Origin of the sequence: Rhodococcus sp. BL-253-APC-6A1W (genome assembly GCF_012843405.1) — a bacterium.
In the GTDB taxonomy this organism is placed as follows: domain Bacteria; phylum Actinomycetota; class Actinomycetes; order Mycobacteriales; family Mycobacteriaceae; genus Rhodococcus.
On the sequence record NZ_JABAFB010000003.1, the window covers coordinates 293,927 to 315,600 of the forward strand.

A 21,674-nucleotide genomic window follows, 5' to 3' on the forward strand; every position below is an offset into this window, starting at 1 on the left:
TCCCTACAAATCCGGGCACAAGCTTTCATTCCCACCGACATCTCGCGACAGTGCGCTGAGGGTGTTCGCTGGTGCTCGTGATTGCGCTGCTTGCCCCCGGCCAGGGGTCCCAAACACCCGGCATGCTTGCTCCGTGGCTGGAGCAGGCCGGTGCCCGTGACCGCATTGCGCTGTGGTCGAAGGCATCCGGTCTCGACCTCGAGCGCCTCGGCACCGTTGCAACAGCAGACGAGATCACCGACACTTCCGTGACTCAGCCACTGGTCGTGGCGACCGCCCTGCTCGCCTTCGAGGAACTCGAACGCCTGGGTCTGGTACCCGGCGACGTGATCGTTGCCGGCCATTCAGTGGGCGAGTTGGCCGCCGCAGCGATGGCCGGCGTCATCAGCACCGACGAGGCCGTCGGACTCGCCGCGATCCGCGGACGCGAGATGGCGAAGGCGTGCGCGCTCGAGCCCACCGGTATGTCCGCCGTACTCGGCGGCGCAGAGGACGAGGTGCTCGCACGCCTGGAAGAACTCGACCTCACGCCCGCCAACATGAACGCCGCCGGTCAGATCGTCGCGGCCGGACGCCTCGAAGCACTTGCGGCACTCGCCGCGGACGCGCCCGCGAAAGCACGCGTCCGTGCCCTGCCGGTCGCGGGCGCTTTCCACACCCGGTTCATGGCACCCGCGCAGGATGCGGTTGCCGCTGCCGCGGCGAAGATCGCCCCGAGCGATCCGACCCGCACCCTGTTGTCCAACTTCGACGGCGCACCGGTCACCTCCGGCGCCGAAGCGCTCGAACGACTCGCGGCGCAGGTCACCCGCCCCGTGCGCTGGGACCTGTGCACAGCACACCTGCGTTCCGCCCAGGTTTCCACGGTGGTGGAGCTTCCCCCCGCCGGCACGCTCGTGGGCATCGCCAAGCGCGAAATGCGCGGCACACCCACTGCTGCCCTCAAAACACCCGCGGACATCTCCGCTCTGGCCGAAACACTCGAACTCGGTTAGGTTGCTGCGCACCGTCGCGCAGCACGGGCACACCCGGGAAATTTCCGGGTCCGGCCGGAAACATTCGGCCGGTTTCACACGACATAGTCGGTACATCACGAAGGGAGCCACGACGTGGCCACTCAGGAAGAAATCATCGCCGGCCTCGCGGAGATCATCGAAGAAGTTACCGGCATCGAGCCCTCCGAGGTGACCGTCGACAAGTCCTTCGTCGACGACCTCGACATCGACTCGCTGTCCATGGTCGAGATCGCCGTGCAGACCGAAGACAAGTACGGCGTCAAGATCCCCGACGAGGACCTCGCCAGCCTCCGCACCGTCGGTGACGCCGTGAACTACATCCAGAAGCTCGAGGCCGAGGGCGTTCAGGCCACGAACGACAACGAGTGAGCCCAACCGTGACTTCCCCTTCTCCTCGGACATTGCGCAACGTCGTCGTCACGAGCCTCGCGGCTTCGACGTCGATCGCCGGCGATGTGGATGCCAGCTGGAAGGCACTCCTGGCCGGTGAGAGCGGGATCGGTGTACTCGACGGCTTCGTCGACGAGTACAACCTCCCGGTCCGCATCGGCGGCCGGCTGAAGGTGAGCCCCGACGAGTCGCTCAGCCGGGTCGAGGTCCGGCGGATGAGCTTCGTCGAACGGCTGGCCCTCACTCTCGGCCGGACGGTCTGGGAGAACGCCGGAAGCCCGGACGTCGACAAGGACCGGCTCGCGGTCGTGATCGGCACCGGTCTCGGTGGTGGTGAGTCGCTGATCGACGCTGTCGACAAGCTGCGGGACGGCGGCTACCGCAAGGTGTCGCCGTTCGCGGTGCAGATGATCATGCCCAACGGACCGGCCGCCACGGTCGGTCTCGAACTCGGTGCCCGCGCCGGTGTCATCACACCGGTCTCGGCGTGCTCCTCGGGTTCCGAAGCAATCGCGAACGCGTTCCGCATGATCTCGAACGGTGATGCCGACATCGCCGTCGCCGGTGGTGTCGAAAGTCAGCTCGATGCGGTGGGTCTCGCCAGCTTCGCCATGATGCGGGCGTTGAGCACTCGCAACGACAACCCGCAGGGCGCCTCGCGGCCCTTCGACAAGGACCGCGACGGCTTCGTCTTCGGTGAGGCGGGCGCCTTGATGGTGCTCGAATCCGAAGAACACGCGAAAGCGCGCGGGGCGACGATCCATGCCCGGATCCTCGGCGCGGGTATCACCTCGGACGGGTACCACATCGTGGCACCGCATCCCGAGGGCACCGGAGCGGCCCGTGCGATGACGCGGGCCATCGAAAGCGCCGGCCTCACCAAGGCCGACATCGGGCACGTCAACGCACACGCGACGGCCACTCCGATCGGCGACATCGCCGAGGCGAAGGCCATCAACGCCGCAGTGGGCAATCATGCAGCGATCTATGCCCCGAAGTCCGCACTCGGACATTCGATCGACGCGGTCGGTGCACTCGAAGCAGTACTTACGGTCCTGAGTCTGCGTGACGGAGTCATTCCGCCCACGCTGAATCTCGAGAACCAGGATCCAGAAATCGACCTGGACGTGGTCAAGGGTGAAGCCCGCTACGGACAGATCGACTTCGCGCTGAACAACTCGTTCGGTTTCGGTGGGCACAACGTGGCACTCGCGTTCGGTCGGGCCTGACCCGACACGCTCGTCCCACCGTTGCGGTGGAGGCTCCCCGGAGCCTCCACCGCGGCCCACCACCACCGCGCTCGACCGAGGAGCACTCGATGACCATCCTGGATCCGGCTAAACAACGCGCCCATTCGACGGATCCACGCGATCCTCTGCGCCGGCTCGAGGCACTCTTCGACTCGGGCAGCACGGAGCTGCTCCACGCCCGGGACAAGTCCGGCGTCCTCGCCGCGATCGGATGCATCGACGGCGTCCGGACAGTGGCGTACTGCTCCGACGCGACCGTCATGGGCGGAGCGATGGGCGTCGAGGGGTGTAAGCACATCGTCGCGGCGATCGACACCGCCCTCGAACTCGAAGCGCCTGTCATCGGGCTCTTCCACTCCGGCGGGGCGCGCCTCGCGGAGGGCGTCGAAGCGCTGCACGCCGTCGGCCTCGTCTTCGAGGCGATGGTGCGCGCATCCGGTTCCATCCCCCAGATTTCCGTCGTCCTCGGTTTCGCCGCAGGTGGCGCGGCATACGGCCCGGCGCTCACCGACATCGTGATCATGGCGCCCGAAGGACGTGTGTTCGTCACCGGACCCGACGTCGTACGCAGTGTCACCGGCGAGCAGGTCGACATGGAGTCCCTCGGCGGCCCCGACACCCACACCAAGAAGTCGGGTGTCGCCCATATCGCGGCCCACGACGAGTCCGACGCACTGCACCGGGCACGGCGTCTCGTGTCGATGCTCGCCGAACAGGGCGAATTCGACGTCGCTGCCGCAGCCCTCGGAGACACCGATCTGCGCGCGCTCATGCCCGAGTCGCCGCGCCGCGCCTACGACGTGCGCCCGATCGTCCACGAACTCCTCGACAACGTCGAAGGCGAATCGAGTTTCGAAGAACTGCAGGGTGGCTGGGCTCGCAGTATCGTCACCGGCTTCGGTCGGCTCGGCGGCCGCACCGTGGGCGTCATCGCCAACAATCCGCTCCGCCTCGGCGGGTGCCTGAACTCCGAGAGTGCCGAGAAATCGGCGCGTTTCGTACGCATGTGCAACGCCTTCGGCGTTCCCCTGGTGGTGCTGGTCGACGTGCCGGGCTACCTTCCCGGCGTCAGCCAGGAATGGGAGGGCGTCGTGCGCCGTGGAGCGAAGTTGCTGCACGCGTTCGCCGAAGCCCGTGTGCCCCGCGTGACCCTGGTGACCCGCAAGATCTACGGCGGCGCGTACATCGCGATGAACTCGCGCGCCCTCGGTGCGACAGCAGTGTTCGCGTGGCCGGAGTCCGAGGTCGCCGTGATGGGCGCGAAGGCCGCGGTGGGGATCCTCCACAAGCGGGCCCTCGCTGCCGCTCCCGAAGAGGAACGCGAGGCCCTGCACGACCGTCTCGCATCCGAGCACGAAGCCATCGCGGGAGGCGTCGGCCGCGCCATCTCGATCGGCGTGGTCGACGAGATGATCGACCCGGCAAAGACGCGGAGCACCCTGGCTGCGGCGCTGGCAGCAGCGCCTGCAACCCGCGGGCGGCACAAGAACATTCCGCTGTAAGCACCGAACCGGCTGTAAGCACCGAACGCCGACGCCGGCGCCGCCACCTTCGAACCGAGGTGGCGGCGCCGGCGTCGTAGCGGAGAGGTGCAGGAGGTGTCAGGTCGAAGGCACGGTACCGCTCAGCCGACGTCGCGCCGGAGCCACGTCACCTCGGCGCCCTCGGCACCGCTGCGATAGGGCTCGAGTTCGTCGTCCCATGCCGTCCCCAGCGCCCGGTGGATTTCGGCGGCGGCGTCGGACGAGGCCAGGATGGCGCGCAGACGCATCTCTCCGACGACGACGTCGCCGTTCGCGCTGGCGCACCCCCGCCACAGTCCCAGCCGGGGAACGTAGCTGTAGCGCTCGCCGTCGACACCCTCGCTGGGATTCTCGGTGATCTCGAAGCGCAGCATCGGCCACACACTCAGAGCCTCCGCGAGGCGGCCGGCGGTGCCGACCGGACCGACCCAGTCGATGGAGGTCCGCAGCACGCCCACGTCGGCGGGCTGACCGATCCAGGTCAGTTCCGGGCGACTGCTCAGCGTGGCAGCCAGCGCCCATTCGATATGTGGACAGACCGCGGCGGGCGAAGAGTGGATATAGATCACCCCGGTCGTCACATCCGCGAACTGATTGGATACGCGCATAGATACACCTCCGGTTCGACGAGGACGTCTTCCCCAACGGCCTCTGCGCGAAGGTTTCTCCATGCGACTGGGAACAAGTGTGCTCCTGTTGCCAGTGTTTCGCCAGGAAACGAAAGAGGTTTATGTGAGTTCAGCGATTACCGAGTCACTCAGCGCAGGCCAGAGCGGTTTTGCCCAGTCTCCGAAGTCCCTATCGGTAAGTACCACAGATGCCGCGCCGAATTCGGGATCCACCCAGAGAAATGTCCCCGATTGGCCGAAATGCCCGAATGTACGGGAAGAATTCTTTGTGCCGGTCCAGTGCGGATTCTTCTCGCCGCGGATTTCGAAACCCAACCCCCAATCGTTGGGCTTGAACATTCCGTATCCGGGCACCAATCCGTTCAGCCCCGGAAACTGCACGTCGGTCGCCTCACCGAACAGCACGTCGGAGACGAGTGTCGGGGCCAGCAACTCCCCCGCGAACACGGCAAGGTCCGCGGCCGACGAACGGCCTCCGTGGCCCGCCGGACCGGGCAGGCTCGAGTCGCCCATCCCGAGAGGCTCGAACACCGCCTGGGTCACGTAGTCCGGGAACGCGATATCGCTCTCGGTGGCGATCAACTCACCGAGAACCTCGAAGCCCGCACTCGAGTAGATGCGCTTGCGCCCGGGTTCGGCTGCGACGGTGCGCTCTCCGAACGCCAGCCCCGACGCGTGGGCGAGCAGGTGCCGCACCGTCGATCCGGGCGGGCCTGCGGGCTGATCGAGTTCGATGGCCCCTTCCTCGATCGCCACGAGAGCCGCGTATGCGACGAGGGGTTTGGTCACCGAGGCCAGCGAGTACACCGCCCGCTGATCTCCGGTGGACGCAACCACGCCGCCGTCGCGAGTGACGACAGCGGCGGCGGCATGGTCGACGGGCCATTCGGATATCACTTCGAGACTGCGCACCGACCCAGGGTACGAGATGGTGGGCGCAGCAAGGTCACCAGTCGGCTTCTGTGTAGCGGATCACGCCACGGATGTTCTTGCCGTCGAGCATGTCCCGGTATCCGTCGTTGATCTGTTCGAGCGTGTACGTGCGGGTCACCATGTCCGCGAGGTTGAGCTGACCGGACTTGTAGAGGTCCAGCAACTGGGGGATGTCGACGCGGGCGTTGCAGCCACCGAAGATGTTGCCCTTGAGATCCTTCTGCAGCATGGAGAACAGGAACGAGTTCAGCTTGACGTCCATGTCCGACATGAAGCCCATGGCCGTGACGACACACTTGCCGCCCTTCGCGGTGAGCGTCAGCGCCGGGTCGACCAGGTCACCCTTCATCTCACCGACGGTGATGATCGTCTCCTGGCACATACGTCCCCAGGTGACCTCCATGATCGGCACGATCGCTTCCTCGATCGACGCGTAGGTGTGGGTGGCACCGAACTTCATGGCCTGCTCACGCTTCCACGGCACCGGATCGATCGCGAAGACGTAGCGGGCACCGGACGCGACCGCGCCCTGCAGCGCGCTCATACCTACGCCGCCGACACCGATGATCGCGACCGAATCGCCCGGCTTGACGTCGGCGATGTGCGTAGCCGAACCCCAGCCCGTCGGAACGCCGCAACCCACCAGGGCGGCGAGCTCGAACGGCACATCCTTGTCGATCTTGACGACCTGGCTCTGATTCACGGTCATGTACGGGGAGAACGTCCCGAGCAGGCACATCGGGATGACGTTCTGGCCGCGCGCCTGGATCCGGTAGCTGCCGTCGGAGATCGCCTGACCGCTGAGGAGTCCGGCGCCCAGATCGCACAGGTTCGAGTGTCCGCTCGCACACGACGGGCATCGTCCACACGCGGGAATGAAGGACAGCACAACGTGGTCGCCGACCTCGAAACCGACGACACCGTCGCCGACCTTCGTGATGACGCCGGATCCCTCGTGCCCGCCCATGACCGGGAAGGACGGCATGGGCGTCGCGCCGGTGACGATGTGGTGGTCGGAGTGGCACATGCCGGCGGCTTCCATGCGGATCTGGACTTCACCCGCCACGGGATCGCCGAGCTCGATGTCCTCGACCGACCACGCTTCGTCGAGCCCCCACAGCACTGCACCCTTGGTCTTCATCTGACGCCCTCCATCGCATTGCAAGTTGTGCACGTGACGATAACCACATTCCTCCGTAATTGGAACAGGTTCTATAAAGCTTTCCGCGCGCATGGCGCGCTCCGCCCGCAACCCGGCGTCGGATATGGTGCTCTCATTGTGGAGAATGCAATTTCCGTCTAGCGTGATTGTCATGGCCGCAGTCCTCGGGACACGGGGCGGCGGCACCGAACAACGGAGGATGACCTATGACGACGAAGGCGCTCGCGCCCGACGTTTCGACCTGGCCGGCGGAGGACCCCCAACTCGTCGGCAGCCACTGCGCCGACTGCGCCGCCACCACCTGGCCGCAGCAACCGCGGTGCCCGCGGTGCAGCGGAGCGAACGTGTCGGAACTGCTGCTCCCCCGGCGCGGAACCCTGGTCGCCTGGACGACACAGGGATTCGTCCCGAAGCAGCCGTACGCCGGCAACGAAACCGCCGCCACCTTCACACCGTTCACGTTCGGCCTCGTCCAGCTCGGCGATGTCGTGCGGGTCGAGGCGCGGCTGACCGAGTCGGATCCCGCCGAGCTGCGGCCCGGCATGGAGCTCGAACTCACGTTCGTGCCGTTCTACGTCGACGAGGACGGGACCGAAATCGTCACGTGGGCGTTCGAGCCGATCTGACCAGCACACACCCGATCGAGGAGTCCTTGAAACTATGAACGACGTTGCCATCATCGGTGTGGGCCTTCACCCGTTCGGCAGATTCGGCACCAAGTCGGCCATCGAGATGGCGGCCGACGCAATCCAGCTCGCACTCGAAGATTCGGGTGTGGCGTGGCGAGACATCCAGTTCGGTATCGGCGGTAGCTACGAGGTCGACAACACCGACGCCGTGACCCGGCTGGTGGGCCTGACCGGCATCCCCTTCACCAACGTGTTCAACGCGTGCGCCACCTCCGCGAGTGCGATCGAACAGACCGCGGACGGCATCCGGTCCGGAAAGTACGACATCGGCATCGCCGTCGGCACCGACAAGCACCCGCGCGGTGCGTTCACCGCCGACCCCGCCATGCTCGGTCTGCCGGCGTGGTACGCCGAGAACGGCCAGTTCGTCACCACGAAGTTCTTCGGCATGAAGGCCAACCGCTACACCCTCGAGCACAACATCTCCCACGAGACGCTCGCCCGGGTCGCCGCCAAGAACTACCGCAACGGCGGACTGAACCCGAAGGCATTCCGGCGCACCGAATTCAGCGTCGAGGAGATCCTCGAATCACCCATGCTGAACTACCCGCTCACCGCCAAGATGTTCTGTGCTCCCGACGAAGGCGCTGCGGCAGTCATCATGTGCCGCGGCGATCTGGCATCGAAGTACACGGAGAACAAGCCGGTGTACCTGCGTTCCACCGCGATTCGTACCCGCACGTACGGCGCCTACGAGGTGCACGCAACGTGGGCAGCAGTGGACGAGGACGTCTCTCCGACCGTGTACGCCGCGAAGGCAGCCTACGAGGCGGCCGGCATCGGACCCGAGGACGTCGACATCGCGCAGTTGCAGGACACCGACGCCGGTGCGGAGGTCATCCACATGGCCGAAACCGGGCTGTGCGCCGACGGTGACCAGGAAAAGCTGATCGCGGAGGGCGCCACCGAGATCGGCGGTTCGCTGCCCGTGAACACCGACGGTGGTCTCATCGCAAACGGCGAGCCGATCGGCGCGTCCGGCATTCGCCAGGTGCACGAGCTCGTCGTGCAGCTCCGCGGCCAGGCGGGCGATCGCCAGGTGCCCGGAGAGCCCAAGGTCGGACTGGCCCAGGTCTACGGTGCCCCCGGAACGGCCGCCGCGTCGATCCTGTCCCTCTGATCGTGCGCGCTACGTAACTGCTGTTCGCAGCCGGAAAGGAGGCGACGCCGCCACAGCGGCGCCGCCTCTTTTTTCGTTCCCTCGAAGCCCGCGCGGCTTATTCGGGCACGCCGTCGAGGCGCAGTTGCGCGACCACCGCACGATGGTCCGATCCCGGCACGCTCACCGTCTCCACCTCGGTCGCCGATCCACCTGCGACGAGAATGTGGTCGATGCCGACCACGGGCGGGATCCCTTTGTCGGTGGGGTAGGTGCGCAGATGCCCCGCACCCACCTGATCGGCGGCATCGCCGAAGCGGCCCGACAGTAATACCCGGAATTGCGAATGATCGTATGTCGCATTGAAATCGGCGCCCACGACAGCCGGGCGTGTCCCGGGTTCCTGCTCGAGAATGTCGTGCAGTCGGGACAGTTCGTCGGCCCACACGTCCGTGCCGACGACGGGCGGCACGGGATGGAAGGCGTAGACGCCGACCGGCCCGGCGCCCGGAATCTCCGCCGTCGCGGAGACCTGGCTCATCACGAACCCGTCGTACTCGACGGTGTCGGACAGCGGGTAGGCGCTCCAGATCCCCGTTCCGTTCGCGGCCGGCCCGGGCGAGAGATGCCGGTGAGGCAGCACTGTGCCGAGACCCGCTGCCTCCAGTGCCTCCAGTGCCTCCGGCGAGAGTTCGTCGACCGTGAGCAGTCCGATGTTCCGGTCGCGTACCTCGGTCACCACGGCAGCGGCGTCCACCCCTCCGAAGAGGATGTTCGTCTGCATCACGTGCACCACAGGGCCTTCAGCGGGGTCCGCGTCACCGATGTAGAGCGGCGCTTGGGTCGCCGCCGCACCCACGACGACCAGGCCCGCGACCGCCACTCCGGCCCGGTTCCCGAGAGCCGAGAACGCCAGGACACCGAACAGCGCGCACACCATCAGATAGGGCGCGCCCGACGCGGCGAGGACGAGAACTCGCGCCGACGACGGGCTGACATGCAACGCGATCCCGGTCGCACCGATCGAGGTTGCGACCCATGCACCCACTCCGATTGCCGCGCGCACCCACGTCGTCGTCACATCCGACAGACAAGCACGACGGTGTTCGTGCCGTGATGCCGGGTTGTGCCCGGCCGGCAGACGGGAATCTCTTGACAGCGCCGCGACCCCGCCGGATCATCATCGAGACACGTCGCCGATACCAGCGACAGCCGACAACACCGGAGTCGTCCCGTGCGCACAGGCATCGCTCTCGCTGGAATCCTCGGATCCATCGCCACCACAGCCGTTTTGGTCACCTGGATACCCGCATCCCAGCCCGCGTCGGCCACCCCGCTCTACGATTCGTATGTTGCGCTCGGGGATTCGTTCACCTCCGGTCCCGGTATTCCGCCCACGGTGTCGGAGGAGTGCGGACGGTCGGCCAGCAACTATCCGACCCTGGTCGCAGAGGTACTCAATGTCTCTCGTTTCGTCGACGTCTCGTGCGGAGGTGCGGTCAGCGGCCATCTGACGGAATCCCAGGCGACGTTCCGCGGCGTGGGTGTCCCACCCCAGTACGAGGCGCTGACGCCGGACACCGACCTGGTGACCGTGGGCATCGGCGGCAACGACATCGGACTCGTCCAACTCGCCGCGGGCTGCATCAATCTGCTGCCACCCCCCAATGGGCAGTCCTGCGCGGCGACGAACACCGCCGGTGGCGCCGACCGCGTCGACGCCGCGATCGACGCCTTCGTCCCCCGCTACAAAACGATCACCGCGGAGATCCGGCAACGCTCACCGGATGCGAAGATCGTCTTCGTCGGCTATCCCACGGCTGTCCGCGACGGCGGGTGTTTCCCGGAGCAGCGGTTGTGGCCCGAGGACGCGACCTATCTCCAGAACAAGCTGGACCGGTTGAACAGTGCCATGCGTCAGCAGGTGCAGGAATCGGGTGCCGAGTTCGTCGATCTGACCGGATCGACGGTCGGGCACGATGTGTGCGCCGATCCCGACACCAGGTGGATGGAAGGCTTGTCGCCCGTCGCCGAAGCGATCCCGCTGCATCCCAACGCCGCCGGGCATCGCAATGCGGCGGATCAGGTTGTGGCGTCTCTGCTGAAGTGACACCGACGCGCCGCCCGCGTGTGCCGCACTAGCCGAGAGAGGCGTGCACGGCAGCGGCCAGAAGAGCGGCGACCGTCTGGCGCATCACGGCTGTGGCGTCGGGAACGGCGAGGCCGTATTCGTCGCGCAGCACCGACCACGACGCCCACGTACTGGCGATTCCGAGCGCCTGGACCGCCTGCGTACGACGCGCCGACGGAAGAGGCGACAGTTCTCGGGCGAACAGCGCCTCGATTTCGTCCGTCACGCGCCCGATGTGCCGCAGCCGATTGGTCCGGAGTTCCCGCGAGTACGGCTCCCGCAACCCTGCCGCCCGCGCGTACGGAGCAATGAACTCGAGCAGTCTCGCGCGCTGCGCGCAGAATTTGTCCACCCGCTGCGGAAGATCGAGGTCGGGCGGCACCGGTACGAACATCGCGTCCTGGCGACTGAGCAGTTCGGCACCGGTGGTTCCGAACAGCGTTTCCAGATCGCTGAAGTTGGCCCACAGCGAGCGCAGGGAAATACCCGCGTGCTCCGCGATCTGCGCGCCGGTGGGCTTGAGTTCTCCCGCCTCGATCAGGGCGATATGCGCGTCGATCACGGCGCGCCGGGTGCGCTCCCCGCGTGCGGTCCGCCCGTCCGAGGTGCTGGTCACTACCGATTCCTCACTTGCGTCGTTCGTGGACTGCTGTGCTGCATTCTGCCAGTGCCTACGAGGGTGCTTGCCGGCCGCACGAAGCGGTGCGCACCGACTCTCATGCGGACGGGACCGTGAGCCCGCCACCGTCCACCGACAAGACCTGGCCGGTGACCCAGGAGGCATCGTCCGACACGAGGTACGCGACCGCCGACGCCACATCCGACGGCACACCGAGCCGTCGCATCGGATATCGCGCCGCAACCTGCTCTTCCCGTCCCTCGTAGAGCGCGGCCGCGAACCGCGTCTTCACGACGGCGGGTGCGACGGCGTTGACGCGGATGGTCGGTCCGAGTTCGGCGGCGAGAGACCGGGTGAGCTGGTTGAGCGCCGCCTTGCTGACGCCGTAGAACGCGATTCCCGGCGCGTGGGAGAACGAGGACACCGACGAGATATTCACGACCGCACCACCTTCGGTGGCCGCCTTGGCGAAGCGCTGCGTCCACGAGAGGGCACCGAGCACGTTCACCTCGAGGATCTTGCGGGCAGCGTCGAGGTCGAGATCGGACAGGGGCCCGTAGACGGGGTTGGTGCCGGCGTTGTTGACGAGGATGTCGACTCTGCCGAAGCGGTCGACGGCCGTGGCGATCGTGTCGTCCCTATGCGCGGAATCGTGCACCTTGCCGGCCACGCCGCACGCGACATCGGTTCCCAGTGCTGTGACCGCCTCGGCGAGAGGCTCCGGCGAGCGCGCCGTGAGCACCACCCGTGCGCCCTCCGCCACGAGACGTTCGGCAATTCCGAATCCGATTCCCCGGCTGCTCCCGGTCACTACCGCGACCCGGCCCTCGAGCCGGCCCGGGGTCCCGGCGATGGGTACGACCACCGTCACGACTCCTCTCTCGAAAACGATCCCTCCGGACAGTAGGAACATACACTCGGAGTGTTGTAACCTGTCGCTGAAAAGTGACGTCGATCTCACCGAGACCCGGCAGAACGCCCGAAAGGCCGGAGAAGGCCCGAGAGAAAGTGCACCCGCTGTGCAATCAATCGTTACCCCGAGTGAACCTCCGGACCGCCTCCGTCTCGAGGGCATCGAAGTCCGTTTCGGTGGCCTCGTCGCACTCGAGAACGTGTCGCTCCAGGTGCCGGCCGGCTCGGTCGTCGGCGTCATGGGACCGAACGGCGCAGGCAAGACGACGTTGTTCAACGTCGTCTGCGGGTTCCTGCGCCCGCACGCCGGGACACTGACCCTCGACGGCCGGCCGGTACGCCCCGCCCCGCACCGCCTCGTCCGGCATGGAGTGGCGCGCACCCTGCAGGGACTCGGGCTCTTCGGTGGGCTCACCGTTCTCGAAAATGTCGCCGCAGGAGCGTCGGTGTCGCACCGCGCGTCGTTCGTCACCAGCCTGCTCGGGTTGCCGTACGGCGCCCGCACCCAGCTCGCCGCCCGCAGTTCCGCCGCGACACTGCTCGACGAGTTCGGGATCGGAGAGTACGCACAGGCACTCCCGCCGGCACTCCCCTACGCGGTCGCCAAGAAGGTCGCGCTCGCGCGCGCTCTGATCTCCGATCCCACATTGCTTCTTCTCGACGAACCGGCAGGCGGTCTCGACAGCAGCGACATCGAAGAGTTGGGGACTCTGATCCGCCAACTGCCTTCGCGCGGCGACGGATCGCGTTCGGTGATGCTCGTCGAACACAACGTCGACCTGATCATGTCGGTGTGCGACCACATCGTCGTGCTCGACTTCGGCAAGGTGATCGCCGCGGGGACCCCCGACGAGATCCGTGCCGATCCGCTGGTCGCGGCGGCCTACCTCGGCGGAAAAGAGGCAGCGTGACCTCTCCGTTGCTCCGGATCGAAAACCTCACGGGCGGATACGGTCCCGTACCGGTCCTGCACGAGGTGAGCTTCGACGTCCCGTCCGGCACCATCGCCGCTGTCGTCGGCGCCAACGGCGCCGGGAAAACAACCTTGCTGCGGGCACTGTCGGGAATGCTGCCGGCGGTCCAGGGTTCGATCAGCGTGTCGGGGACGTCCGTGCTCGGTGTCCCGACGGAGAAACTCGTGCACCACGGGGTTGCCCACGTGCCCGAAGGTCGCGGCGTGATCGGCGAACTGACCGTCGAGGAAAATCTGCGTCTCGGCGGACTGTGGCGCAAGGACCGCGCCGACACCACTCGCGCCATTGCCGAGATGTACGAGATGTTCGAGCCCCTCGCCCGGCGCCGGACCAGCAGCGGCCATCAACTCTCCGGCGGCGAACGGCAGATGCTCGCGATCGGCCGGGCCCTGGTCGCGCGGCCCTCGCTGCTCCTGCTCGACGAACCCTCGCTCGGTCTCGCGCCGCGCATCGTCGACCTGATCATGTCGGTCCTGCGCGACCTGCGGGACCGCACCGGCCTGACGGTGGTCCTCGTCGAGCAGAACGTGCACAGTGCGCTTCCGATCGCCGACCAGGCGATCGTGCTGGCACTGGGCCGCGTCGTCGTCGCCACCTCGGCCGCGGAACTCGTCATGGACAGCGACTTCCGCACCGTGTACCTGGGCTTCTGAGGAGCAACCGATGGACAGATTCCTGTTTCTCACCGTGGACGGTCTCGCGCGCGGTGCCGTCTTCGCAGCGTTCGCACTCGCGCTCGTGCTGATCTGGCGCGGTACCCGCGTGATCAACTTCGCGCAGGGCGCGATGGCTGCGGCCACCACCTACATCGCCTATTCGGTGACGTCGGCGACCGGTTCGTACTGGTACGGACTGCTCGCCGCCGTCGTGAGCGGCTTCCTCCTGGGTGCCCTCGTCGAGCGAGTGCTGATCCGCCGCCTCGACCACAGCCGCCCACTAGCCGCGGTGATCGTCGCGCTGGGCCTCGTGATGGTGATCCACGCCGTACTCGGCATGATCTACGGCAACGACTTCCGTCCCATGCAGTTGCCGTTCAGCCGCGACCCGCTGCGGGTCGGGACGGTTCCGCTGCTGTCTCCGTACGACGTGTTCGTCTTCGCTGCGGTGGGTGTCGTGGTCATCGGCCTCGCGCTGCTGTTCACCCGTACCGATCTCGGACTGAAGATGCGGGCCTCGGCGTTCGCTCCGGACGTGTCGCGACTGCTCGGGGTGAAGGTCTCGGCGATGCTCACCCTCGGGTGGGCTCTGGCCGGCGCAGTCGGCGGGCTCGCCGCCCTGCTCGTCGTACCCACCGAACTCGGGCTCAACCCGCACGCAGTCGATCTCGTGTTCATCTTTGCCTTCACCGCAGCGGTGATCGGCGGGTTGGACAGCCCGGTGGGCGCGGTGCTCGGCGGGCTCGCGACAGGCTTGCTGCTGAGTTTCGTCAGCGGCTACCTCAGTGGAAGCATCGCGCCGATCGCGGTACTTCTGATGCTGCTGGCGGTGCTTCTGCTGCGGCCCCAAGGCATTTTCTCCGGCGTCGCCGCCAGGCAGGTCTGACCATGCACACTTCCCGCTTCGATTCGTTTGCCGTGCGCGCCGCGGTGGTGGCCGGTATCGCCGTCGCCGTCATCGCGATCATCTTCGTACTGCCCCCCTTCCGGAACTACCAGTTGGCGACCATCGCGGCCTATCTGTGCGCGACAGCCGGGCTGACAGTGCTCATCGGCCGCAACGGTCAGCTCTCGCTGGGGCACGGAGCGCTGATGGCGTGCGGGGCATACTCGTTCGCGCTGACCTCCAACGCGATGGGCGACGCCGGGGTCACCGGGATTTCGGTGCTGCTCGTGCCGCTCGTCGCTGCCGTGCTCGTGACCTCCGTCGTCGGGATCGTCGTCGGGGCGGCCGCCGCACGGCTTCACGGCCCCTACCTGGCCGGCTTGACGCTCGCGCTGGTCGTCGTGATCCCGTCGATCACCACCACGTTCTCCAGTGTGCTCGGCGGCGACCAAGGACTGTGGGCGTATGTGGAGGGACCGCCGAGCAGCATCGCAGCGGCGTTCACCGTCGAACAGTGGCAGGCCATGATCGCCGTGGTCGCCGCGGCCCTCACTGTGCTCGCGCTGTCGAATCTCATTGCCGGAGACTTCGGCCGCCGCATGCAGGCCGTGCGCGACGACGAGATCGCCGCTCGCCTCGCGGGTATCGACGTCGCCCGCACCAAGATCACCACATTCGTGGTGAGTGCCGGTGCCGCCGGCCTCGGCGGCGGTGTCCTCGCCATGGTCTCCCAGAGCGCGTCCCCGGGCGCGTTCGGTGTCACCTTCTCCCTGTTCCTGCTGATGGGCGTGGTGATCGGCGGGCTCGGCTCTCTTCTCGGCGCCGTATGGGGCGCGGTGCTTCTGGTCGTGCTCCCCGCACTCGTAGCCGCCCTCACCGACACGCTCGAACTGTCCCCGTCCCTCGCCGAACGTCTGGACGGCAACCTCGCGATCGCGGTCTTCGGCGTCGCCGTCATCCTCATCGTGATGCTCGCGCCCGCCGGCCTCCAAGGTCTGTTCAGCGCAGCAGTCCGCCGTCTCCGGCCGCGCACCGGTAAGCCCCGACACGGGCGCGGTCCCGATTCCACTTCCGTCTCCACCCCACCGAAAGCAGAGGCCAGCATATGAAAACAGGTCGGCGACAAAGACTTTCCCTCGTCGCTCTCGTTGCGACGACGGCCGTGACGCTTGCCGCGTGCGGCAGCGGCAGCACCGCGTCGACAGGGGCCTCCGGTGAAGGAGACACCACCGGTGTCACCGACACCTCGGTGCTGGTCGGCACCCACATGCCACTGACCGGGCCGGCCGCCGCCGGTTACTCGAAGATCCCTCCCGCCACCCAGGCGTACTTCGACTACGTCAACGAACAAGGCGGCGTCAACGGCCGCACCATCGAGTACAAGGCACTCGACGACGGCTACAACCCGTCCAACACCCAGCAGGTCGTGCGCGAACTGGTGCTGCAGGACCGCGTGTTCGCGCTGCTCGGCGGTCTCGGGACACCCACCCATTCCGGTGTGCTCGACTTCCTCAACACCAACAATGTTCCCGACCTGTTCGTCGCGTCCGGTTCGCGGATCTGGAACCAGCCCGACAAATACACGAACACGTTCGGCTTCAACGCCGACTACACCGTCGAAGCAAAGATCATGGCGCAGTACGTGAAGGACAACCTCCCCGGCAAGAAGGTGTGCACCCTCGGTCAGGACGACGACCTGGGTGGCGACTACCTGGCGGGAGTCGAGCAGATCGTCGGTGCCGACGCGGTGGTCGAGAAACAGTTCTACGCCACCAGCAATACCAACGTCGCTCCGCAGATCGGTGCGCTCCAGGCCGCGGGCTGCGAGGTCGTCATGCTCGCAACGATTCCCGGCTTCACCGCCCTCGCGATCGGCACCGCGGGCCGACTCGGATTCCGGCCGCAGTGGACCACCGCCTCGGTCGGTGGCGATTACCTGACTCTGTCCAAGACCCTCGGTGACGCCGCCCCGCTCGCGGAAGGATTGCTCAGCACCAATTACCTGCCGTCGCACTTCAGCCAAGACGACGAGTGGACCACCAAGTTCCGGGAGATCAACACCAAGTACAACAACGACGCCGAATTCGACGGCAACGTCGTCTACGGGATGTCCATGGCGCACACGTTCGTTCAGGCGCTCGAAGCAGCGGGTGAGAATCCCACCCGCGAATCGATCGTCGAGGCCGTCCGGTCGAGCGACTTCACGGGCCCGAACCTCGTGCCGTTCCGGTTCTCCGAGGACGATCACTCCGGTGCCGGGGGCGCACGGGTCAACCAGGTCACCAACGGTGTCCAGGAGTACTTCGGCCCCGCGTACACCACCACCGACGCTCTCGGCGATCCCGTCGTGGAGTACCGAGCGGAATAGCGAACACCGGCAGTCGAGCCGCGGCTGCCGACACCCCCAGACGGCGTCGGCCGGGCAGCGTACGAGGATGCCCAGCCGACGCCCTTTCATGTCGGTAGCACCGCGTACTGTCGCGTCCATGCACAACGCGCAGCACCAAGGCTAGCCCCGGCCCGGGGCCGCCCCGAGTCAGGAGAAACCTGATGCGCGCTGCACTCTGCAACACCCTGTTCACCGTGTTCGGTCACCGGATCTGCTGTGGCCGGATCCCCGAGTGGACCGCCTATGTGGGCCAGGAGTGGGACACCTACCACGTCGCCCCGTGGAATCTGTACAACGTGATCTGGCGGATCCAGAACTGGATCCGCGGTGGTGTCGACTGAGGTGTCGAACCACCGAGCCCACCGACTCCGCCGGTCGGGTTCACTCCGGAGCAGTCGCCATCGCCGAGAGTCGCTGCGCGAGAGTCCGTGCCGCCTCCCGTAATTCGGGAGGCTCCAGGACCACGGCGTCGAAACCCAGTCGCGCGACGTGCATGGCGAGCCAATCCAGGTCCTGCCCGCCGACGACGAGCACACACCAACCGTCGTGCTCGTCGTCGACGCGGCCGACCTGGGGCGGCACCAGCTCCCGGACCCGGCGGGCGGGGGCATGCACCCGCACGCGCGCAAGATATCGGTAGGGCGCCTCGGTGACGGCGCGTTGCACGTATGAAATCGGGTCCGGGTAGTCCCTCGGGCGAAACCGCCAGGTCGTCGCCGTCACGTCGCCCATCCGGTCGAGCCGGAAGGTACGCCAGTCGTCGCGGTCGATGTCCCAGGCCATCAGATACCAGCGGTGGCCGGCGACGACCAAGCGCACCGGTTCGGTCGTGCGTTCCCGGCCCTCCCCGTCACGATCGGTGTACCGGAACCGCACGCGCACCGCGTCGCGGCAGGCCCGGGCCAGAACCATCAGCGTGTCGGCGTCGATCTCGATGTCGGGTCCCACCAAGGTCTCCATCGCCCCGTACACCGCCCGCACCTCCGCCCGCAGTCGCGGCGGCATGACCTGGTCCAGTTTCGCGAGCGCCCGCAGCGACGCCTCGGCCGATCCGGTGATCGTGCTTCCCGACGCCAGCCGCAACGAGACCGCTGTCGCAATTGCCTCTTCGTCGTGAAAGAGCAACGGAGGCAATCGTGTTCCGGCGCCGAGCTGGTAACCGCCGCCGACGCCTGCGGTGGCGCGGACGGGATACCCCAGTGCCCGCAACCGCTCCACGTCGCGGCGCACCGACCGGTCGGTGACCCTCAGTTCCACCGCGAGGTCCGCGGCAGTCCAGGACGGCCGGCTCTGCAGCAGCGCCAGCAACCGCAGCACCCGTTCGGTCGTCGCCTCGACGGTCACGATTTCCATCGTCGCACGATCACGGAACGATCCTGTCCGGAATGTGGGGGACGCTTGTACCCATGACGGACCGACACTGGAATTCTCTCCTGCGAGACCAGCTCGCCACCCCGGTACGCAGTCGCCTCGACGGACTCACCGACGAGGAGTACTTCTGGGAACCCGCTCCCGATTGCTGGAACGTGCGCCCGCGAGGCACCGGCACCGCACCCGTGCAGGCCGGCAGCGGCGCCATGACGATCGACTTCGCATTTCCGGAGCCGGACCCGCCGCCGTTCACGACGATCGCGTGGCGCCTCGGCCACGTCATCGTCGGAGTACTCGCGATGCGCAACGCGTCGCACTTCGGACGGGCACCCACCGACTACGCCTCGTTCGAGTACGCCGCGACCGCGGACGAGGCGCTCGCCCAACTCGACGCGGAATACGCGACCTGGGCCGCCGGTGTCGAATCGCTCGGGGAAGAGGGATTGTTCCGCCCCTGCGGGGAGGCGGAGGGTCCGTACGCCGACTACCCGATGGCGACCCTGGTTCTGCACATCAACCGCGAGCTGATCCATCACCTCTCGGAGGTGTGCCTGCTCCGCGACCTCTATCTGCACACCCGCCGTTCGACTCGACAGGAGGTGGGCTGACATGGCCCGCGACATCCAGATCACCTTCGACTGCGGTGATCCCGCAAAACTCGCCCAGTTCTGGGCCGACGTCCTCGGCTACGAGGTGCAGGCCCCGCCCCCGGGTTTCGCGTCCTGGGAGGAAGCACTCGAAGCAATGGGAGTGCCACCGGAACACCACAACGACGCGTCCGCTGTCGTCGATCCCGACGGAGCCGGACCACGACTGTTCTTCCAGCGAGTTCCGGAAGGAAAGCAGGTCAAGAACCGAGTGCATCTCGACGTTCGAGCGGCACCCGAAACGGACGGCGACGCCCGAATGGAGCTGTTGGAGAAGGAAGCCGAGCGGCTCGTGACCCGCGGAGCCGAGCGGGTTCGACGCCACGAGCCCGCTCCCCCACTCGACGCCGGACACATCGTGATGACCGATCCCGAAGGTAACGAGTTCTGCCTCGATTGACGGTCGTGCACAAGTCACGGGCCATGCGGGGCCTCGGACCCGGAGGCGTACCGGCTAGGCGGCGTGCCGGGCGGCGAGGGACTCGCCGGCCGAGATCGCCGACTCCTCCGCGGTTTTGCGCATCGTCACCGCTGTCTCGGTGAACTCGTCGAGGGCGGGGTTCACGCCGACGAGGGTGAAGTCGCGCTCGACGATCGTGAGGTCCGCACCCCAGTGGTCGACGAGAATCCGACGTGCGTAGCCGGTGCTGTGGTCCCAGCCGTCGCGCGGAGTCCCGGGTCCGTACGCACCGCCGCGTGTGACGACCAGGACGGTGGGCGTGCCGTCGAGAAGCCGAACGCCGTGCTCGGCGCCGACCACGGTGAGATCGATCCATGCTTTCACGTGCTGTGAGACGCCGTAGTTGTAGAGCGGAAACGCCAGAACGACTGCCGTAGCCTGCTGCAACTCGGTCGCGAGTCGCTCTGCGAGGGCGAGTGCATGGCGCTGCGGCTCGTTGCGATCCTGTTCCGGCGTGGCACTTCCGGAGAGGGCATTTCCCCAGGCGTCGGACGGCAGGGGGTCCTGACCGAGGTGCCGCCGGACGACGGGAACCGCCGGGTGCGCAGCGGTGACCCGATCGAGAACGAGATCGGCGAGCGCGCTGCTTGCGGAGCGGTCGCCTTGAATGCTGGCGTCGATACGGAGTAGGTGCATGATTGTCTCCCGAGAGTTACGGACTTGAATGTTCAAGTCGGACGCTACACGCGACGACTTGAATGTTCAACACGTCGGGTACGGTGTTCTTGTGAGCGTCGAAAACACCCGCGCATCCGCTTCCTCCGGCGATGACGAGACTCTCTGGCTGTCACCGGACCAACTGCGCGATTGGGTATCCCTCGTCGAACTGCTGTCGACGCTTCCCCCCGCCATGGACGCGCAGCTCAAGCGAGACGCGGGGATGAATTCGTTCGAGTACCACATCCTCGCCGTGCTGGCCGAGGCGCCGGACCGCACCCTGATTCTCAGCGAGCTGGCCCCGTTGGCACAGGGCTCCCTGTCCCGCCTGTCCCACGCGATCACCAGACTCGAGCGGTCGGGATGGGTCGAGCGGCGCAGCTGCACCGTCCGTGGCGGTCGGCGAGCCGAAGCGTGGCTCACCGATGCCGGACTTGCGAAGCTCGAAAAGACCGCGCCGGGCCACGTCCGGGAGGCGCGTCGTCTCGTCGTCGACGTTCTCACTCCCGGCCAGTTCGCCGCGCTCGGCGATGCCGCCCGGACCATCAACGCGGCACTCACGGCGGGTCCGGCCGAGTGCCCGGAGTCCACGGACAGTTGATCCGCCAACCGGCACGGCCGCTCGTGTGAGGATCGCGGACATGGATGTCTTCCTGAAATCCGGGCGGCTGGTGCTGCGTCCCTTCACCGGCACCGATGCCGGCAACCTCGTAGCACTCGACAACGACCCCGACGTCATGCGCTTCATCAACGGCGGCCGCGCCGCGAGCCTCGAAGTTGTCCGAACGCAGACGCTGCCACGGCTCTTGCACGAGTACCCGTGCTTCGGCACCCGCGGCTACTGGGCAGCGGAAGACAGGGACACCGGAATCTTCCTGGGCTGGTTCGAGTTCCGCCCCCTGGATGACCATCGCTCCGCCGTAGTCGAACTCGGCTACCGACTGAACAGGGCCGCCTGGGGCAAGGGCCTGGCCACGGAGGGATCGCGGGCGCTGATCGACAAGGGGTTCACCGACCTCGGAGTGGAGCGGGTCACCGCGAACACGATGGCGGTCAACACGCGCTCCCGGCGCGTGCTGGAAAAGGCAGGTCTGCTGTTCGTACGAAGCTTCACCGGGGACTGGGCCGAGGCGATCGAAGGATCCGAACACGGTGACGTCGAGTACTCCCTCACCCGAGCCGAGTGGGAACAGCGCCGGTAGCCGCTTCTCGGTGCGCCGGGCTCGTCTCGCGATGAGTTCCACCATGGCGACGAGTCGACCCACTCGACAACGTTTCCGA

Annotated in this window: 25 protein-coding genes; 17 read left to right on the forward strand and 8 right to left on the reverse strand. The window is 66.9% G+C overall.

Annotation, left to right across the window (positions count from 1 at the left end; genetic code table 11):
* Positions 1-77: 77 nt before the first annotated feature.
* The 4 genes from HF877_RS06010 to HF877_RS06025 all read left to right on the forward strand — a co-directional run bounded on the left by HF877_RS06010 (position 78) and on the right by HF877_RS06025 (position 4,158).
* The gene (locus tag HF877_RS06010; protein ID WP_169620394.1) at positions 78-995 is read left to right on the forward strand and encodes an ACP S-malonyltransferase; all 918 of its coding nucleotides are present in this window, start codon (positions 78-80) and stop codon (positions 993-995) included.
* 114 nt (positions 996-1,109) lie between these two features.
* Positions 1,110-1,385 (forward strand): meromycolate extension acyl carrier protein AcpM, encoded by a 276-nt coding sequence (gene acpM, locus HF877_RS06015; protein ID WP_072699228.1) that lies wholly within the window; start codon positions 1,110-1,112, stop codon positions 1,383-1,385.
* A gap of 8 nt (positions 1,386-1,393) precedes the next feature.
* Entirely contained in the window at positions 1,394-2,635 is a 1,242-nt protein-coding gene (locus tag HF877_RS06020; protein ID WP_169620251.1) for a KasA/KasB family beta-ketoacyl-ACP synthase, read from the forward strand.
* A gap of 89 nt (positions 2,636-2,724) precedes the next feature.
* Positions 2,725-4,158, forward strand: coding sequence for a carboxyl transferase domain-containing protein (locus HF877_RS06025; RefSeq protein ID WP_169620252.1), 1,434 nt, complete (start codon positions 2,725-2,727; stop codon positions 4,156-4,158).
* 122 nt (positions 4,159-4,280) lie between these two features.
* On the opposite strand, the gene HF877_RS06030 is transcribed toward HF877_RS06025, so the two are convergent.
* From HF877_RS06030 to HF877_RS06040, 3 genes are all read right to left on the reverse strand, one after another.
* Positions 4,281-4,787, reverse strand: a complete 507-nt coding sequence (locus HF877_RS06030) for a DUF3145 domain-containing protein (protein ID WP_169620253.1) — start codon at positions 4,785-4,787, stop codon at positions 4,281-4,283.
* Positions 4,788-4,907: 120 nt separating this feature from the next.
* On the reverse strand, positions 4,908-5,720 hold the full coding sequence (locus tag HF877_RS06035; protein ID WP_169620254.1) for a serine hydrolase domain-containing protein: 813 nt from the start codon (positions 5,718-5,720) through the stop codon (positions 4,908-4,910).
* A gap of 34 nt (positions 5,721-5,754) precedes the next feature.
* Entirely contained in the window at positions 5,755-6,882 is a 1,128-nt protein-coding gene (locus tag HF877_RS06040; RefSeq protein WP_169620255.1) for an NDMA-dependent alcohol dehydrogenase, read from the reverse strand.
* A gap of 227 nt (positions 6,883-7,109) precedes the next feature.
* Between HF877_RS06040 and HF877_RS06045 the strand changes: the two genes are divergently transcribed.
* Together HF877_RS06045 and HF877_RS06050 are read left to right on the forward strand one after the other, a co-directional pair.
* Positions 7,110-7,529: an OB-fold domain-containing protein gene (locus tag HF877_RS06045; protein ID WP_169620256.1), complete on the forward strand. Its 420-nt coding sequence runs from the start codon at positions 7,110-7,112 to the stop codon at positions 7,527-7,529.
* 34 nt (positions 7,530-7,563) lie between these two features.
* The gene (locus HF877_RS06050; protein ID WP_169620257.1) at positions 7,564-8,712 is read left to right on the forward strand and encodes a thiolase family protein; all 1,149 of its coding nucleotides are present in this window, start codon (positions 7,564-7,566) and stop codon (positions 8,710-8,712) included.
* A gap of 97 nt (positions 8,713-8,809) precedes the next feature.
* Here the strand turns inward: HF877_RS06050 and HF877_RS06055 are convergent, their stop codons facing one another.
* Positions 8,810-9,772 (reverse strand): endonuclease/exonuclease/phosphatase family protein, encoded by a 963-nt coding sequence (locus HF877_RS06055; protein WP_169620258.1) that lies wholly within the window; start codon positions 9,770-9,772, stop codon positions 8,810-8,812.
* 153 nt (positions 9,773-9,925) lie between these two features.
* Here HF877_RS06055 and HF877_RS06060 point away from each other — a divergent pair, with 153 nt between their 5' ends.
* Positions 9,926-10,801: an SGNH/GDSL hydrolase family protein gene (locus HF877_RS06060; protein ID WP_169620259.1), complete on the forward strand. Its 876-nt coding sequence runs from the start codon at positions 9,926-9,928 to the stop codon at positions 10,799-10,801.
* A 28-nt stretch (positions 10,802-10,829) separates the two neighbouring features.
* On the opposite strand, the gene HF877_RS06065 is transcribed toward HF877_RS06060, so the two are convergent.
* Positions 10,830-11,438, reverse strand: a complete 609-nt coding sequence (locus HF877_RS06065; protein WP_169620260.1) for a TetR/AcrR family transcriptional regulator — start codon at positions 11,436-11,438, stop codon at positions 10,830-10,832.
* A gap of 100 nt (positions 11,439-11,538) precedes the next feature.
* The gene (locus HF877_RS06070; protein ID WP_296550095.1) at positions 11,539-12,312 is read right to left on the reverse strand and encodes an SDR family oxidoreductase; all 774 of its coding nucleotides are present in this window, start codon (positions 12,310-12,312) and stop codon (positions 11,539-11,541) included.
* Positions 12,313-12,460: 148 nt separating this feature from the next.
* On the opposite strand from HF877_RS06070, the gene HF877_RS06075 reads away from it, so the two are divergent.
* The 6 genes from HF877_RS06075 (at position 12,461) to HF877_RS06100 (ending at position 17,599) form a co-directional block, all read left to right on the forward strand.
* Positions 12,461-13,264, forward strand: coding sequence for an ABC transporter ATP-binding protein (locus tag HF877_RS06075; RefSeq protein ID WP_346765075.1), 804 nt, complete (start codon positions 12,461-12,463; stop codon positions 13,262-13,264).
* Entirely contained in the window at positions 13,261-13,980 is a 720-nt protein-coding gene (locus HF877_RS06080; protein ID WP_169620263.1) for an ABC transporter ATP-binding protein, read from the forward strand. Before HF877_RS06075 ends, HF877_RS06080 begins: the two co-directional genes overlap by 4 nt.
* 10 nt (positions 13,981-13,990) lie before the next feature.
* Positions 13,991-14,869, forward strand: a complete 879-nt coding sequence (locus tag HF877_RS06085; protein WP_169620264.1) for a branched-chain amino acid ABC transporter permease — start codon at positions 13,991-13,993, stop codon at positions 14,867-14,869.
* Between the two features lie 2 nt (positions 14,870-14,871).
* Positions 14,872-15,978, forward strand: a complete 1,107-nt coding sequence (locus HF877_RS06090) for a branched-chain amino acid ABC transporter permease (RefSeq protein WP_169620265.1) — start codon at positions 14,872-14,874, stop codon at positions 15,976-15,978.
* Positions 15,979-16,031: 53 nt separating this feature from the next.
* Positions 16,032-17,237 carry an ABC transporter substrate-binding protein gene (locus tag HF877_RS06095; RefSeq protein ID WP_206036652.1) on the forward strand — a complete coding sequence of 402 codons (1,206 nt, stop codon included), beginning with the start codon at positions 16,032-16,034 and terminating at the stop codon, positions 17,235-17,237.
* Between the two features lie 182 nt (positions 17,238-17,419).
* Positions 17,420-17,599 (forward strand): hypothetical protein, encoded by a 180-nt coding sequence (locus HF877_RS06100; protein ID WP_169620267.1) that lies wholly within the window; start codon positions 17,420-17,422, stop codon positions 17,597-17,599.
* Positions 17,600-17,639: 40 nt separating this feature from the next.
* On the opposite strand, the gene HF877_RS06105 is transcribed toward HF877_RS06100, so the two are convergent.
* The gene (locus tag HF877_RS06105; protein ID WP_169620395.1) at positions 17,640-18,602 is read right to left on the reverse strand and encodes a YafY family protein; all 963 of its coding nucleotides are present in this window, start codon (positions 18,600-18,602) and stop codon (positions 17,640-17,642) included.
* A 62-nt stretch (positions 18,603-18,664) separates the two neighbouring features.
* Between HF877_RS06105 and HF877_RS06110 the strand changes: the two genes are divergently transcribed.
* Both HF877_RS06110 and HF877_RS06115 read left to right on the forward strand, forming a co-directional pair.
* Complete coding sequence (locus tag HF877_RS06110; protein ID WP_169620268.1) at positions 18,665-19,237, forward strand: DinB family protein; 573 nt, start codon at positions 18,665-18,667, stop codon at positions 19,235-19,237.
* 1 nt (position 19,238) lies between these two features.
* On the forward strand, positions 19,239-19,676 hold the full coding sequence (locus HF877_RS06115) for a VOC family protein (protein WP_169620269.1): 438 nt from the start codon (positions 19,239-19,241) through the stop codon (positions 19,674-19,676).
* A gap of 54 nt (positions 19,677-19,730) precedes the next feature.
* Here the strand turns inward: HF877_RS06115 and HF877_RS06120 are convergent, their stop codons facing one another.
* Positions 19,731-20,372 carry an NAD(P)H-dependent oxidoreductase gene (locus HF877_RS06120; RefSeq protein WP_169620270.1) on the reverse strand — a complete coding sequence of 214 codons (642 nt, stop codon included), beginning with the start codon at positions 20,370-20,372 and terminating at the stop codon, positions 19,731-19,733.
* A 91-nt stretch (positions 20,373-20,463) separates the two neighbouring features.
* Here HF877_RS06120 and HF877_RS06125 point away from each other — a divergent pair, with 91 nt between their 5' ends.
* Positions 20,464-20,994: a MarR family transcriptional regulator gene (locus HF877_RS06125; RefSeq protein WP_296550107.1), complete on the forward strand. Its 531-nt coding sequence runs from the start codon at positions 20,464-20,466 to the stop codon at positions 20,992-20,994.
* 40 nt (positions 20,995-21,034) lie between these two features.
* Positions 21,035-21,595: a GNAT family N-acetyltransferase gene (locus HF877_RS06130; protein WP_169620272.1), complete on the forward strand. Its 561-nt coding sequence runs from the start codon at positions 21,035-21,037 to the stop codon at positions 21,593-21,595.
* Positions 21,596-21,674 lie beyond the last annotated feature (79 nt).